General features: G+C 72.5%; 12 protein-coding genes. 5 read left to right on the top strand and 7 right to left on the bottom strand.

Going from position 1 to position 14,236, the window contains the following annotated elements; translation table 11 throughout:
- Positions 1-22: 22 nt before the first annotated feature.
- Both AB0K05_RS09000 and AB0K05_RS08995 read right to left on the bottom strand, forming a co-directional pair.
- On the bottom strand, positions 23-1,624 hold the full coding sequence (locus AB0K05_RS09000) for an alpha/beta fold hydrolase (protein WP_271276039.1): 1,602 nt from the start codon (positions 1,622-1,624) through the stop codon (positions 23-25).
- Between the two features lie 122 nt (positions 1,625-1,746).
- A complete protein-coding gene (locus AB0K05_RS08995; RefSeq protein WP_271276040.1) occupies positions 1,747-2,364 on the bottom strand; it encodes a hemerythrin domain-containing protein in 618 nt (205 codons plus the stop codon).
- Positions 2,365-2,488: 124 nt separating this feature from the next.
- Between AB0K05_RS08995 and AB0K05_RS08990 the strand changes: the two genes are divergently transcribed.
- The gene (locus AB0K05_RS08990) at positions 2,489-3,325 is read left to right on the top strand and encodes a MarR family transcriptional regulator (RefSeq protein ID WP_148033699.1); all 837 of its coding nucleotides are present in this window, start codon (positions 2,489-2,491) and stop codon (positions 3,323-3,325) included.
- 19 nt (positions 3,326-3,344) lie between these two features.
- On the opposite strand, the gene ispG is transcribed toward AB0K05_RS08990, so the two are convergent.
- Together ispG and dxr are read right to left on the bottom strand one after the other, a co-directional pair.
- Positions 3,345-4,511, bottom strand: a complete 1,167-nt coding sequence (ispG, locus tag AB0K05_RS08985) for a flavodoxin-dependent (E)-4-hydroxy-3-methylbut-2-enyl-diphosphate synthase (protein ID WP_219550183.1) — start codon at positions 4,509-4,511, stop codon at positions 3,345-3,347.
- A 41-nt stretch (positions 4,512-4,552) separates the two neighbouring features.
- Complete coding sequence (dxr, locus tag AB0K05_RS08980; RefSeq protein ID WP_271276041.1) at positions 4,553-5,743, bottom strand: 1-deoxy-D-xylulose-5-phosphate reductoisomerase; 1,191 nt, start codon at positions 5,741-5,743, stop codon at positions 4,553-4,555.
- 115 nt (positions 5,744-5,858) lie between these two features.
- Here dxr and AB0K05_RS08975 point away from each other — a divergent pair, with 115 nt between their 5' ends.
- Positions 5,859-6,956, top strand: coding sequence for a hypothetical protein (locus AB0K05_RS08975; protein ID WP_271276042.1), 1,098 nt, complete (start codon positions 5,859-5,861; stop codon positions 6,954-6,956).
- 22 nt (positions 6,957-6,978) lie between these two features.
- Here AB0K05_RS08975 and AB0K05_RS08970 read toward each other — a convergent pair whose 3' ends face one another.
- Positions 6,979-8,406 carry an aldehyde dehydrogenase family protein gene (locus tag AB0K05_RS08970; RefSeq protein ID WP_271276043.1) on the bottom strand — a complete coding sequence of 476 codons (1,428 nt, stop codon included), beginning with the start codon at positions 8,404-8,406 and terminating at the stop codon, positions 6,979-6,981.
- A gap of 230 nt (positions 8,407-8,636) precedes the next feature.
- Here AB0K05_RS08970 and AB0K05_RS08965 point away from each other — a divergent pair, with 230 nt between their 5' ends.
- Complete coding sequence (locus AB0K05_RS08965) at positions 8,637-9,263, top strand: TetR/AcrR family transcriptional regulator (RefSeq protein WP_148033704.1); 627 nt, start codon at positions 8,637-8,639, stop codon at positions 9,261-9,263.
- A gap of 7 nt (positions 9,264-9,270) precedes the next feature.
- Here AB0K05_RS08965 and AB0K05_RS08960 read toward each other — a convergent pair whose 3' ends face one another.
- Positions 9,271-11,109: a PucR family transcriptional regulator gene (locus AB0K05_RS08960; protein WP_271276044.1), complete on the bottom strand. Its 1,839-nt coding sequence runs from the start codon at positions 11,107-11,109 to the stop codon at positions 9,271-9,273.
- Between the two features lie 113 nt (positions 11,110-11,222).
- Here AB0K05_RS08960 and gabT point away from each other — a divergent pair, with 113 nt between their 5' ends.
- Together gabT and AB0K05_RS08950 are read left to right on the top strand one after the other, a co-directional pair.
- Positions 11,223-12,551, top strand: a complete 1,329-nt coding sequence (gene gabT / locus AB0K05_RS08955) for a 4-aminobutyrate--2-oxoglutarate transaminase (protein WP_271276045.1) — start codon at positions 11,223-11,225, stop codon at positions 12,549-12,551.
- Positions 12,552-12,724: 173 nt separating this feature from the next.
- The gene (locus tag AB0K05_RS08950) at positions 12,725-12,958 is read left to right on the top strand and encodes a hypothetical protein (protein ID WP_261808779.1); all 234 of its coding nucleotides are present in this window, start codon (positions 12,725-12,727) and stop codon (positions 12,956-12,958) included.
- Positions 12,959-13,082: 124 nt separating this feature from the next.
- Here AB0K05_RS08950 and AB0K05_RS08945 read toward each other — a convergent pair whose 3' ends face one another.
- Positions 13,083-14,213 carry an extracellular solute-binding protein gene (locus AB0K05_RS08945; protein WP_271276046.1) on the bottom strand — a complete coding sequence of 377 codons (1,131 nt, stop codon included), beginning with the start codon at positions 14,211-14,213 and terminating at the stop codon, positions 13,083-13,085.
- Positions 14,214-14,236 lie beyond the last annotated feature (23 nt).

The following is a 14,236-nucleotide window of genomic DNA, read 5'->3' as shown; positions in this document are numbered from 1 at the left end:
ACGCGAACGACCACGGAATAGCTCATCTGGCTAGCACGTCGGTGAGCCTTTCGTGACCTAGAGAGGAGCGGGACTTCATGCGGGCCTTCGGTCGCGGCTCCGCCTTGGCCGCACACCGCGCCCCCTGGGCGGGTACGGTGCCGTCCTGCAGGTAGGCCACCAGGTGGCGATCCACGCACCGGTTGCCGGCGAACGAGATGCCGTGGTCGCCGCCCGTCTCGACCACCATGCGCGCGGTCGGGAACCTGCCGCGCATCGTGACCGCTCCCGCGTACGGGGTGGCGGCGTCGTCGCGCGACTGGAGCATGAGGATCGGCGGGAGCCGCCACGAGCCGCGCACCTTGACCGGCTCCCCGCCGCGCACCGGCCAGAACGCGCACGGCGCGTTGAACCACGCGTTCGGCCAGGTGAGGAACGGCGCCTCCTGGTGCAGCCTGGTCATGTCGCGGCGCCAGGTGTTCCAGTCGCGCGGCCAACGCGAGTCGCGGCACTGGACGGCGAGGTAGACGGCGTAGCCGTTCTCGTCGTCCGCGTCGTTCTTGCCGTGCTTCTCCCAGGCGGCGACGAGCGGCTTCGGGTCGCCCTCGCGGACGTAGGCGGACCAGGCGGCGATCAGCTCGGGCCAGACCCTCTCGCTGTAGCCGGCGATCGTGAAGGTGTCGTCCAGCTCGCTCGGGCCGACCACGCCGCCCGCCGGCTGCTCCGCCAGCCGGGAGCGCATCGCGTACCAGGCGAACCTGGTCTGCCTGGCGGTGCGGCCGAGCTGGTAGGTCCGGTTGTGGCGGGCCGTCCAGGCCATGAGCGCGCGGTGACGCTTCTCGAAGGCGCGGTTCTGCGTCAGGTTGCTCCGGTACCACTCGCCGTCGGGCTCCACCACGCTGTCCAGCACCAGCCGCTTGACCCGCTGCGGGAACAGGGTGGCGTAGACGGCGCCGATGTAGGTGCCGTAGGAGTAGCCGAGGTAGCTGATGCGCTGCTCGCCGAGCGCGGCGCGGATCCGGTCGAGGTCCCTGGCGACGTTCTCCGTGTTCATGTGCGGCAGCAGCCACGACCAGGCGCTGCCGCACCGGTTGGCGTAGTCGGCGGCCCGGCTGAGCAAGGTGTTCTCGTCGGCGCGATCGACCGGCACCGAGTCGGGGCGGGGCGGCCGGTGGTAGACCTCGGGGTCGACGCACCGCATCGCCGGCTGGCTGGCGCCCACCCCGCGGGGGTCGAAGCCGACGACGTCGTAGCGGTCGCGCAGCTCGCGCGGCAGCGCCGCGGCCACGTACACGGCCAGGTCGCGGCCGGACGCGCCGGGGCCGCCCGGGTTGACCACCAGGGTGCCGAGATGGTTGCCGTCACGGGGCTCCTTGGCCTTGATCCGGTTGACGGACAACCGGATGGCGTGCCCCAACGGCTCCCGGTAGTCGAGCGGCACCCGTACGGTGCCGCACTGGGTGCCGAGGCTCTCCGCCAACGTGGTGAGCTTCTTCTCGCCCTTCTTCGGGCAGGCGCCCCACGTGACCCGCGCCGGCGGGGTCTCCGGCTTCGCCTCGGCGCCCACGCTCGCCGGCGCCACGCACACGCCCAGCATGGCCACGCCGCCCACCATGCCGCCCACCAGTGTCACGAACCGCTTCATCCGGCTCCTCCCCCATTCCATAGGCGAGGAATACTGCCGTACGTAGCGACTCGGTGACAGACGGTATGGAGAATTGCTTGCCATTCCGTGATGCCGCCCTGGTCTCCGGCGCGGGGTCCTCGTCAGTAGAGGTTCAGACGGTCGTAGGCGGGGCGCCACTCGTCGCGGTACGCCTCCCGGAGGGCGGCGGGCATGCCGTCGAGGATGGCCGCCACCACCCGGGGGTCCTTGTCGTCGAGCAGCCAGGGCAGATAGGTCGGGGCGTCGCCCCCGATGCGCTCGCGGTGGGTCTGGCCGAACCGGCTCCACTGCTCCTCGCCGAGCGTGGCGTCGATGAGCGCGAGCCCTTCGGACTCCTCGTGCCGCAGATGCCCGCCCAGACCGGTCACCAGGGCGTCGACCAGGCCGCCGAGCCGCTCGGCGCCGCTCTCGCGGTCGGCGAGAGCGGCGTCCACGCCGTCCAGCAGCGGGTCGATGGCGGCGTGCTCGTCCTCCATCGCGTCGAGCAGCGCCAGACCGTCGGCGCTCACGGCGTCGCGCATCGCGGGCCAGAGCGCGACGTCCTCGGACGTGTGGTGCACCCGCAGGAACTTCTTGAACAGCTCCCATCCGACGGCGGCCCGCAGGATCCGCCGCGGGTCGTCGCCGGTCTTGGCGGCGACGCGGGCGACGCGCTCCAGCTCGCGCCGGAGCGCGTCGTGCATCGCGAGCATCATCGACATGTCCAGCCGGTAGGTCATGGCTGCCTCCTCGTTCAGGTGTCAACCACGCTAACCGTCACTATGTCCAATCGTCAACATGCCAACTATTTGTGCGCTTAACCATCAGCTCCATGGGTAAGCTGCCTTGCCGGAGGTGTGCCGCATGCAGGACAGGACGCTCGCGGAAACCCTGAGCAGGTCTCCAGGGAGGCTGCTGCGCCGGGTCTACGCCCGCTTCACCGCGGAGGCGCTGAGCGACGACCCGCGCTCGCGCGACTTCGTGGTCCTCGACACCCTCGCCGACCAGGACGCCGACTCCCAGCTCGAACTGGCCGAGCGGCTCGGCATCAACCGGACGATCATGGTACGGCTGGTCGACAGGCTCCAGCAGGCCGGGTACGTCACCCGTACCCGCAACCCCGCAAACCGGCGCTCCTACGTGCTGTCGATCACCGAGGAGGGCCGCAAGGCACGCGACGCCATGCGCGAGGCGGTCGCCGAGCGGGACGCCCGCGTCACCGCGTCACTGACCCCCGGCGAACGCGAGCGGCTCAACGAGCTGCTCAGCCTGCTGCTGCCCGAGCCCGAGCCGCTCCGGACCACCGCCTACCTGGTGGCGCAGGCGCACTACCGGCTGCGCCGCATGGGCGACGCGCTCCTGGCCGGCTCCGGCCTGCGCACCCGCCACTTCGGCAGCCTGGCCGCCCTGGAGACCCTGACCCCGTGCGCCCAGCAGCAGCTCGCCCGCCGCCTGGACATCACCGAGCCGGCCGCCGCGCAGATCGTCGACGAGCTGGTGCGGCTCGGGCTGGTCGCCCGCGGTCAGGACCCCGCCGACCGCCGCCGCTACGCGCTGGAACTGACCCCCCTCGGCAGGCAGCGCCTCACCACCGTCCGCGAAGCCGCCGAACACCTGCAGGCGGAGATCCTGTCTCTCCTGGGCCCCGAGGCCGAGCACGAGCTCCGCGTCCTCCTCACCAAGCTCCTCCCGGACCCCTGAGAGTCGCGGGAGGCACGGGTCAGCGCACGACGACCTCGGGCCCGGAGGCGTCGTCGTCGAGGTCGACCGCCACGCCCATCTCCTCGGCCAGGCGGAGGGCCTCCTCGATGAGGGTCTCGACGATCTGCGACTCCGGCACGGTCTTGATGACCTCGCCCTTGACGAAGATCTGGCCCTTGCCGTTGCCCGAGGCCACTCCCAGATCGGCCTCACGCGCCTCGCCTGGACCGTTGACGACGCAGCCCATCACGGCCACCCGCAGCGGCACCTTGAGCCCTTCGAGCCCGGCCTGGACCTGGTCGGCCAGCGTGTAGACGTCGACCTGGGCGCGCCCGCACGACGGGCAGGACACGATCTCCAGCCCTCGCTCGCGCAGCCCGAGCGACTCCAGGATGGCGGTGCCGACCTTGACCTCCTCCACCGGAGGCGCCGACAGCGACACCCGGATGGTGTCGCCGATCCCCTCGGCCAGCAGCGCGCCGAACGCCACCGCCGACTTGACGGTGCCCTGGAAGGCCGGGCCCGCCTCGGTGACGCCGAGGTGGAGCGGGTAGTCGCACTGGGCCGCGAGCAGCCGGTAGGCGTTGATCATGACGACCGGGTCGTTGTGCTTGACCGAGATCTTGATGTCGCGGAAGCCGTGCTCCTCGAAGAGCGAGCACTCCCATAGCGCCGACTCGACCAGCGCCTCGGGCGTGGCCTTGCCGTACTTCTGCAGCAGCCGCGGATCGAGCGACCCGGCGTTGACCCCGATGCGGATGGGCACGCCGTGCTCGGCGGCGGCCTTGGCGATCTCGCCCACCTTGTCGTCGAACTTCTTGATGTTGCCCGGGTTGACGCGCACCGCCGCGCAGCCCGCCTCGATGGCGGCGAAGACGTACTTCGGCTGGAAGTGGATGTCGGCGATGACCGGGATCTGCGACTTCTTCGCGATGATCGGCAGCGCCTCCGCGTCGTCCTGGGACGGCACGGCCACCCGGACGATCTGGCAGCCGGACGCGGTGAGCTCGGCGATCTGCTGCAGGGTGGCGTTGACGTCGGCGGTGACGGTGGTGGTCATCGACTGCACGGAGACGGGCGCGTCACCGCCCACGGGCACGCCGCCGACCATGATCTGGCGGGAGTGTCGGCGTTCGGCGAGCGGCTTGGGACGGACCGTGGGGATGCCGAGTGCTACAGGAGACATTTCAACCCTTGTGTGTCGACGACGCTTCCCAGTCTAGGGAGCTAGCGGGACTGCCCGGCTGTGAGCTCCGCCGCACGGGCGCGGGCCCACGCGTCGGCGGCGAGCACCTCCTCGACGGAGCCGGCCGGGGTGACCTGATGTTCTTCGACGACCTTGGCGACCGTGTCGACGATGCCGAGGAACGGCAGCCCGCCCTTGACGAACGCCTCCACGCACACCTCGTTGGCCGCGTTGTAGACGGCCGGGGCGGTGCCCCCCGCCGAGCCGACGTGGCGGGCCAGCGCGACCGCCGGGAAAGCGGCGTCGTCGAGCGGCTCGAAGGTCCAGGTGTGGGCCCTGGTCCAGTCGACCGGCGGGGTGGCCGCGGGGACCCGCTCGGGGTGGCCGAGCGCCAGGGCGATGGGCAGCCGCATGTCGGGCGGGCTCGCCTGGGCGATGGTCGAGCCGTCGATGTACTCGACCATCGAGTGGATGATCGACTGCGGGTGGACCACGACCTCGATCCGGTCGAAGCCGAGGTCGAACAGCAGGTGGGCCTCGATCACCTCCAGGCCCTTGTTGACCAGGGTGGCCGAGTTGATGGTGATCACCGGGCCCATGGACCACGTGGGGTGGGCCAGCGCCATCTCCGGCGTCACGCCGGTCATCTCGGCGCGGGTGCGGCCGCGGAACGGGCCGCCGCTGGCGGTGACGACCAGCCGCTTGACCGCGCCAGGATCGTGGCCCCGCGGCCCCGACGCCCACAGGCACTGCTGCAGCGCCGAGTGCTCGGAGTCGACCGGCACGAGCTGACCGGGCCTGGCCAGCCGCTTGACCAGCGGCCCGCCGACGATCAGGGACTCCTTGTTGGCCAGCGCGAGCATCCGCCCGGCCTCCAGGGCCACCAGCGTGGAGGTCAGGCCGAGCGCGCCGGTGATGGCGTTGAGCACGGTGTCGCACGGCCGGCCGGCCACCTCGGCGACCCCGTCGGCGCCGGCGAGCACCTCGGGGCTCGCCCCGAGCGCGGCCAGCGCCTCACGCAGCGCGGGCACCGCGGCGGGATCGGCGACGGCGACGACCTCGGCCCCGGACTCGGCCGCCTGGCGGGCGAGCAGGTCGGCCCTGCCGCCCCCGGCGGCGAGGCCGGCGACCCTGAACCGGTCGGGGTTGGCGGCGATCACGTCGAGGGCCTGGGTGCCGACGGAGCCGGTGGATCCGAGGACGGTGACGGAGCGGAGGGTCGGTGCGCGCACCCGTCCATTGTCCCCCGACACCGCACGTGCCCGCGCACAGAACCCGCGACCCGCCATGAGGAATTTCACGGAAAGTAGCCGCAAGGACACATCTCGTGGTGCACACTCGGTGGGCATGACCCTGAGCACCCCCTTGCTCGCGGCGGCGCCCCTCGTCGCGGGCCTGCTGGGCCCCGCCCTCGTCGGGGCGACTCCCGAGCGACACTCGAGCGTCGTCCCGCCGCCGCCCGCGGCGGCCACCCGCCTGCCCGAGGCCCCGGCGCCCGCCGACGTCGTCGAGCACATCGCGGCCCGGGGCGCGGCCGACCACCTGCGCGTGCTCTCCTACTGGACCCCCGACCGCATGGACAACGCCCTGCCCATCGACCTGCCCGGTCTGGTCACCGAGGGCGGCCTGCTGAGCGGCCTCACCGGCGGCACCGGCCTCGGCGTCGCCCCCGGGGTCACCGGCGGCGACGTCCGCCTGGTCCCGCCCCGGCATGGCACGCGGGCCGAGGCCCGCCACCAGTCGGCCCGCCCGCTGGCCCAGACCTCCGGCTCCCGCTGGGCGGTCGGGGGCGCGGTGGCCAGGACCACCGGCCGCGTCTTCCTCACCATGAACGGCGTCGACTTCGTCTGCTCGGCCAGCACCGTGCGCAGCCGCAACCGCGACGTCGTGGTCACCGCCGGCCACTGCGTCAAGGACGGCTCCGGCGCCTGGGCCAAGAACTGGACGTTCGTCCCCGGTTACGGCACGAACGGCGCCAAGCCGTACGGGCAGTGGACCGCGCGCCGCATGTTCGTGGCCGGGCCCTGGTCGCGGGGCTCCGACGACAGCTACGACGTGGGCATGGTGGCGCTGGCCCCCTCACGCGGCCGGCACGTCGCCGACGTGGTGGGCGTCCAGGACATCGCCTTCAACGCCCCGCGCGGCGGCCACGCGATCGGCTTCGGCTACCCGGCCGACCCGCCCTACGACGGCCGGCACCTGGTCTACTGCGCCGGCCGCCTGCGTGACGACCCCTACGGAGACACCCACGACCAGGGGCTCGGCTGCGACATGACGGCGGGCTCCAGCGGCGGCCCATGGCTGACGCGCTTCGACACGTCCACCGGCAGGGGCACGATCACGTCCGTGAGCAGCTTCAAGTACAGCGACGACCGCCGCACCATGTACGGCCCCATCCTGGGCGAGCCCGCCAGGAAGCTCTTCCACACCGCGGAGCGCGCCTGAAGGCCGTGCCCGCGCCCGTCTCTCAGAGGCTGAGCCCCGTCAGCACCATGACCTTCTCGTACGTGAGATCTTCCATGGCCGCGCGCAGGCCCTCGCGCCCGACGCCGGAGTCCTTCACCCCGCCGTACGGCATCTGGTCGGCCCGGTAGGACGGCACGTCGCCGATGATCACGCCGCCGACCTCGAGCTCGCGGTTGGCCCGGAACGCCGTGTCGAGCGACCTGGTGAACACCCCGGCCTGCAGCCCGTACGCGGAGTCGTTGACCGCGGCGAAGGCCTCGTCCACCGAGTCGACCGGCTGCAGCACCATGACGGGGCCGAACACCTCCTCGCGGCAGACCTTGGCGTCGGCGGGGACGTCGGCGAGCACCGTGGGCGCGAACGTGGCGCCCACGCGGGTGCCGCCCGCCAGCACGCGGGCGCCGCCCTCGACGGCCTCGCGCACCCACTCCTCGACCCGCTCCGCGGCGGCCTCGGAGACCAGCGGCCCCACCTGGGTCTTCTCGTCGGCCGGGTCGCCGACGACGAGCCCGGCGACGGCGGGGAGCAGCCGCGCCACGAAGTCGTCGTACACCGACCGCTCGACGATCACCCGCTGCACGGCGATGCAGCTCTGGCCTGCCTGGTAGTTGGAGAACAGCGCGACGCGCCGGGCCGCCCAGTCGAGGTCGGCGTCGGCCAGCACCACGGCGGCGGCGTTGCCGCCCAGCTCCAGCGTGACGTGCTTGCGCGGCACCTGGTCGGCGATGGCGTAGCCGACGGGGGCGGAGCCGGTGAACGACACCACCGGCAGCCTCGGGTCCAGCACCAGGCCGGAGGCCCGCTCGTTGGCGACCGGCAGCACCGAGAACATGCCCGCGGGCAGCTCGGTCTCGGCCAGGATCTCGCCCAGCACCAGCGACGACAGCGGCGTGGCCGGGGCGGGCTTGACCACCACGGGGGCGCCGACGGCGATGGCCGGGGCGACCTTGTGCGCGACCAGGTTGAGCGGGAAGTTGAACGGCGTGATCGCCAGCACCGGACCGTACGGGACGCGGGACACGTAGGCCATCCGGCCGGCGGCGGCGGGCTCGGTGTCGAGCCGCTGCACCTCGCCCGACCAGCGCCGGGTCTCCTCGGCGGCGAAGCGGAAGGTGGAGACGGCGCGGCTCACCTCGCCGCGCGCCCAGAAAATAGGCTTGCCGTTCTCGGCCGTGATCAGGTGGGCGATCTCGTCGGACCTTTCGGCCAGTCGCCGGGAGACGTGGGCGAGCGCCTCCGCGCGCACGTGGATCGGCAGCGCGGCCGCTTCGCGCGCGACCGCCTTGGCGGCGGCGACGGCCTCCTCCACCTGGGCATCTGTCGGCACGGAGACCCGGCCGACCTCGCGACCGTCGTCGGGATTGGTCACGGTGAGCTCGGCGTCGCCTGTGGCGGGGCGGCCTGCGAGCCAGAAGGTACGCACGTCCATGCCTCCGACGTTATGCCAAGCCCCGCGCGGGGGAATTGCACCAAGGTGCACAAGACCGCCGGGGGGCTTCTGCCGTCATGTACAACCTGGTGGTATACCCGGCTTGTAACAGAAGTAGGCCTAATTCGGGATGTTTAGCATGCGAAGCGGTTTGAACGATCTCCGCCATGGCTAAGTCATCGATGCGGGTCTCCCAGAGCGGCGGGCCCTCGGCAGAAAGGCGTGGGCCCATGACCTCCTCGGCGCCGCTTGGGCTTCAGGGCGCCTACTTGCAGGGCGAGCGGGCCAACCATGACGAGCTCCGTTCCAGGCTGCTCGACGTCGCGGTCAACGTCCTGGTGGCCGACGGGCCCGACAGCCTGACGATCCGCCGGATCGCCACCGAGGCCGCCTGCACGACCACCGTCGTCTACACGATGTTCGGCAACCGTGAAGGCCTGGCCGAGGCGCTCTACCTCGAAGGATTCGAGCGCTTCCGCCGCCTGCTGGAGCGGGTGCCGCAGCGCCGCGACCCCTTCGAGTACCTGAACGCGCTCGTCCCCGCCTACCGCCAGGCGTGCCTGGCCGAGCCCGGCTACTACAGCCTCATGTTCGAACGGGCGATCCCCGGCTTCGAGCCCAGCGAGCGTGCCAGGACCCTCGCCAGGGCGGCGCTCAACATCCTCGACCGGGTGATCTCCGACTGCATCTCCGCCGGCTACCTCGGCCCCACCCAGCCACGCAAGATCGCCGACGCCCTGTGGGCGGCCGCCCAGGGCGCGATCAGCCTGGAGCGCTCGGGTCACCTCCGCGACGCGACCAGCTACGAAGCCGTCACCCAGGCGACGATCGCCTACTACGCGGCCGACAAGGACTGACAGCTCCTCAGGGGTGCGCCGCGCCGTTCGAGGACCTGCCGCCGGCCGCCTGCAGCGCGAACCAGAGCTCGGCCCGCACCCCCGGGTCGTCCAGGTCGCGCCCGAGCAGCTCGGCGACGCGCCGCATCCGGTAGCGCAGCGTGTGCCGGTGCACGCCCAGCCGCTGCGCGGCCGCGTCCCAGTGACCGTTGCTCTCCAGGTACGCGCGCAGCGACTCCACCAGATCGGCCCGCGACCCGTACGCGGCGAGCGGCGCCAGCAGCGCGGCGGCGAACGCCCCCGCCGCCTCCGGCTCGACCAGCGCCATCAGCCCCTGCCCGGCCAGCTCGCCGAACCTGAGCACCTGCCCCCCGGCGTGCTCGTAGGCCCGCCGCGCCTGCTCCACCCCCGCCCGCAACTCCCGGTACGAACACGGCCCCCCGATCCCGACACCCCCACCGGCCGCCCGGACGACCTCCCCCTCCGACCCTTCTTCCACAAGCACCACCACGACACCTCCCCCACTCCCCCGCCCGGAGACCGCCGCCCTTTCACCGCCACCCCTCACGGAGGCGTCGCGTCTCTCTTCGGACGGGAGGGAACGCGCCCCTGATACATCACGCCGCCCCTCACCCGAGCCGGGGTGCCGACCGGCCCCTGCGGCCCTCTCCCCCACGGACGCCCGCACCCCGGGCACATCACGCCGCCCGGACGCGGCCACGTCCCGCCCACCGCTCTCCCCCACAACCGGCCGCTCACCCCGTGAGGTGCCGCGCCGATCGTCCGGCCCGGAAGCAGCATCCTGCCCCTCATCCGGAACCCGCAGGCCCCCCGCCGGAGCACGGCCCGGCCCGTCGCCTTTTGAGGTGCCGCGCCGATCGTCCGGGTTGGGGAGGCGGGCGGTGAAGGCGAGGGGTTCCAGGGGTTCCAGGGAGTCCTCGCCGACGGCCAGGACCACGAAGGGCTCGCCGGGGAGAGCCGGACCGAGGGGGCCGAGGACCGTACGGGCTTCCGGCAAGGCCGACGGCCGCTCGGACAGCAGCAGCCGCAGCACCGCGTCCCGGACCCGGCGCTCGCCTTCGAGGTGGGCGCGCCCCTGCTCCAGGGCCAGCGTGAGCAGCGACCCGGCGGCGTTGACGACGGTGTGGGAGACGGGGGTGAAGGCCCGCGCGGTCCCGACGGCGAAGAACCCGCGGGGCCGCGGCCCGCCGCCCACCGGCTGCACCACGACGTTCTCGCCGGGCCACGCCAGCGCCAGCGTGGCGGGCGCCCGCTCCGCCTCCCCGTCCTTGCGGGCCGCCGCGGGCCCCCGGCCGCCGCGCAGCCGCCTGATCTCGGCCGCCACGGTCCGGACCTTGGCGCCTCGTGTGGCGTGCAGCGGCTCGCCGGCGTCGTCGAACAGCGCCGCCCACCCGCCCAGCTCCTTGGCCAGCCGGTCGATGACCGCGTGGGTGCCGTCGGGGTGGAGGGCGGCGCGGGTCAGCCGGCCCTGGGCGGCGAAGGCGCGGGTGACCTCCTCGTACTGCTCGGCCGCCAGCAGTTCGCTGACGACCTTGGTGACCGCGATGAACGGCGTCTCCCTGGGCACCTCCAGCAGCGGCAGCCCCGCCGCGCCGGCCGCCTCGACCAGAGCCGGCGGCACCTCGTCGTGGGTGAGCCCGACCGCGACGCCCAGCCCGGCCACCCCGCGCGCCATCAGCCGCCCGACATATCGAGCGAAGTCGTGGGTCAGCCGCATCCCGGTGGTGAGCACCAGCTCGCCGCCCTCCAGGAACGGCGTGGGGTCCTCCAACTCGCTGACGGCGACCCAGCGCACGTCACGGTCGGGCGATCCGGCGAGCAGGCGGAGCCCGGTCCGACGGGCCACGACCTGCAACGATGGTGCCATCCGAATTTTTATCCATTCAGGCGAGACAAGCACCTTCAGTGTGACATATCGACGTATCGGGAGTGGTCGGCGGTCACCGTACCGTCGGAGGCATGAGCATTCCCCAGGAGCGGCGCGTCGTCACCGCGATCCCCGGCCCGAAATCGCAGGAGCTGCTGGCCCGCAAGCAGGCCGCCGTCCCGTCCGGCATCGGCACCACCCTGCCGGTCTTCGTCACCCGCGCCGGCGGCGGCGTGCTGCAGGACGCCGACGGGAACTCGCTGATCGACTTCGGCGCCGGCATCGCCGTGACGAACGTCGGCAACGCCGCACCGAAGGTGGTGGAGCGGGTCAGCAAGCAGGTCGCCGACTTCACCCACACCTGTTTCATGGTCACCCCGTACGAGTCGTACGTGACCGTCTGCGAGAAGCTGAACGAGCTCACCCCGGGCGACCACGACAAGCGCACGTTCCTCGTGAACAGCGGCGCCGAGGCGGTGGAGAACGCGGTCAAGATCGCCAGGCACGCGACCGGCCGCCAGGCGGTCGTCGTGTTCGACCACGGCTACCACGGCCGCACGCTGCTCACGATGACGCTCACGGCCAAGAACATGCCGTACAAGCACCGGTTCGGCCCGTTCGCCCCTGAGGTGTACCGGGTGCCGCTGGCCTACCCGTTCCGCTGGCCGACGGGCCCCGAGAACTGCGCCGAGGAGGCCGCGGCCGAGGCGATCGACATGATCAACAAGCAGGTCGGCGCGGAGAACGTGGCGGCCGTGGTGATCGAGCCGATCGCCGGCGAGGGCGGCTTCATCGAGCCGGCCAAGGGGTTCCTGCCGCGGATCGCGGAGTTCTGCCGCGAGAACGGCATCGTGTTCGTGGCCGACGAGGTGCAGACCGGCTTCGCCCGCACCGGCACCCTGTTCGCCTGCGAGGACGAGGGCATCGTGCCCGACATCATCACCACCGCCAAGGGCATCGCGGGCGGCCTGCCCCTGGCCGCGGTGACGGGCCGGGCGGACCTGATGGACAAGGTGCACGTGGGCGGCCTCGGCGGCACGTACGGCGGCAACCCGCTGGCCTGCGAGGCCGCGCTGGCCGTGCTGGAGACGATCGCCGAGGAGGACCTGGTCGCCAGGGCCCGCCGGATCGGCGAGATCATGCTGCCCCGGCTGCACGCCATGAAGGAGCGGTTCGACGTGATCGGCGACGTGCGGGGGCGCGGCGCCATGATCGCGATCGAGCTGGTGGTGCCGGGCACCAAGGAGCCGAACCCGGCGGCGGTCCAGGAGATCGTCAAGCGCTGCCACGCCGAGGGCCTGCTGGTGCTGACCGCGGGCACGCACGGCAACGTGCTGCGGTTCCTGCCGCCTCTGGTCATCCCCGAGCACCTGCTGGAGGAGGGCCTGGGGATCCTCGAAAAGGCGGTCGCCGCCCTCTGATATACCCATGAATCGGGCATCCGGCTTGTAGCTGGATGCCCGATTTTGTGGTGTAAAGCAGGCGTCTTGGGTAGAGAATTCACCCTTACTTGACACGGAACTAGACGATCACGGATCCGGCCGGGGTTATAACGGATCCGACACGAGGACGGGCGACCTCTGCGGGGAGCGCGATGAACTGGGGTCCCACCAGAACGGCACCGGACATGCTGACGTTCGACCCTGAGGGCATGACGAGCGCCCAGCGCGACGGCGAGGCCTGCGTGGTCTGCTACAAGAGGTGGCCGCGCCCGAGAGTGCGCGTGGGCCGCTTCCCCGACGACACGACGGCGATGGCGTGCGCCGACTGCGCCGAGGCGCTGGTCCCCGCCCCACTGGCCACGGTGGTGGCCTTCCCCACCCGCTGAAGGCCCGCGGACGGCGAGACGCCCCGGGACGGGGGGAAGGCCCGGGGCGTCTCAGCAGGTCGCGCCCAGCGGGGGTTGGGCGCGCCCGCGGCATGGTCACGCGGGGCGGCGGAAGCCGGCCCCGCTACTCGATGAGCTCGCGCCACCGCTGCGACCAGGCGGCGTAGTCGGTGCACTCCCCCTTCGGCGGCAGGCAGTCCCCCGGAGGGCGCGTGGCGAACACCACGCGGTCCAGCCGATGGGACCTGGTGGCACCGTACGCCTCGCAGACGCTTCTGGCACGGCCTTTGCACGCCTTGGTATTGGCGGGGGCCAGTCCGTTCCACGCGGCGGCGTCGCGCTGGGTGCCGGGCTCGATCATCCGGCCGAGCCAGCGGTAGGCACAGTCGGTGGCGGTGACCCCGGCGCCGAGCAGCCACGAGTCGGCCCAGCCGGTGACCTTGCGCGCGGACACGGCCTTGACCGGCAGGCGCGCCTTCACCAGCAGCTCGCGCAGGTGAGGGGTGGCCTGGCCGTAGTCGACGGAGCCGGTGGCGAAGCCCTTGACCAGGTCGAGCTGGTTGGCCCAGAGCGTGCGCTCCTCCGGGGCCGCCAGGCGCCCGGCCGCCTCTTCCAACTGCTCGGCGTCGAGCTCGAACGGATCTGCGGCGCCGCCCGCGAGCGCCGCGTCAGCGAGCGTGAGCGGGCTGTCGCGCAGCATGACCCGGTCGGAGCCGAACACGTCGGCCAGATCGCCGCCCGTGGTCCGGCGCGTGTCGTACAGGAACTCGTGGTAACCCCACAGGAACGGCACCCCGTAGACCGTGTCACCGACGGTGAGCAGGTCGCGCAGCCGCTCGGGGATGTCGTCGTAGCCCTCGACCCGGTCGGTGTCGATGGCCTGGACCTGCCCCGCCTCGATCATCTCGGCCGCCACCACGGGCCCGGCGGCGACCAGGTCGTAGGCGCGTGTGCGGAGCCTGGCGGACATCTCCTCGGGAGTCTGCACGGTGTCGATGCGGGCCAGCCGGCAGCCGGTGGCCTTCTCGAACGTGCCGGTCCAGTTGGCCTGTGGGCTGATGCCGCCGTATTCGGCGTAGCCGCGGTAGGCGAGGATCTGCAGCGTGCCGTCGCTCTGCGTGGGGCTCGCCTCGGGCGTGGGGCTCGTCGCGGGGCTCGCCGTCGGGCTGGGGGTGAGCTGGGCGGGCTGGGCCGCGCCCGTGCAGCCCAGCGCCGTCAGGGCGAGGGCCAGCGCGGGCAGACGGCTGCGGATCACGCCCTGGAGCCTACCGGGGGCGG

This window comes from Nonomuraea sp. NPDC049486, from assembly GCF_040676925.1.
In the GTDB taxonomy this organism is placed as follows: domain Bacteria; phylum Actinomycetota; class Actinomycetes; order Streptosporangiales; family Streptosporangiaceae; genus Nonomuraea; species Nonomuraea ferruginea.
The sequence above is the reverse complement of the archived record's forward strand: the minus strand, read 5'-3'. Positions and strand labels throughout refer to the sequence as shown.

What these genes read in the sequence shown, in the direction of transcription:
- AB0K05_RS08970 (WP_271276043.1), bottom strand. Translation starts at nt 8,406, where the DNA reads ATGGACGTGCGTACCTTCTGGCTCGCAGGCCGCCCCGCCACAGGCGAC.
- ispG (WP_219550183.1), bottom strand. Translation starts at nt 4,511, where the DNA reads ATGTCTCCTGTAGCACTCGGCATCCCCACGGTCCGTCCCAAGCCGCTC.
- AB0K05_RS09000 (WP_271276039.1), bottom strand. Translation starts at nt 1,624, where the DNA reads ATGAAGCGGTTCGTGACACTGGTGGGCGGCATGGTGGGCGGCGTGGCC.
- AB0K05_RS08950 (WP_261808779.1), top strand. Translation starts at nt 12,725, where the DNA reads ATGAACTGGGGTCCCACCAGAACGGCACCGGACATGCTGACGTTCGAC.
- AB0K05_RS08975 (WP_271276042.1), top strand. Translation starts at nt 5,859, where the DNA reads ATGACCCTGAGCACCCCCTTGCTCGCGGCGGCGCCCCTCGTCGCGGGC.
- AB0K05_RS08965 (WP_148033704.1), top strand. Translation starts at nt 8,637, where the DNA reads ATGACCTCCTCGGCGCCGCTTGGGCTTCAGGGCGCCTACTTGCAGGGC.
- gabT (WP_271276045.1), top strand. Translation starts at nt 11,223, where the DNA reads ATGAGCATTCCCCAGGAGCGGCGCGTCGTCACCGCGATCCCCGGCCCG.
- AB0K05_RS08995 (WP_271276040.1), bottom strand. Translation starts at nt 2,364, where the DNA reads ATGACCTACCGGCTGGACATGTCGATGATGCTCGCGATGCACGACGCG.
- AB0K05_RS08990 (WP_148033699.1), top strand. Translation starts at nt 2,489, where the DNA reads ATGCAGGACAGGACGCTCGCGGAAACCCTGAGCAGGTCTCCAGGGAGG.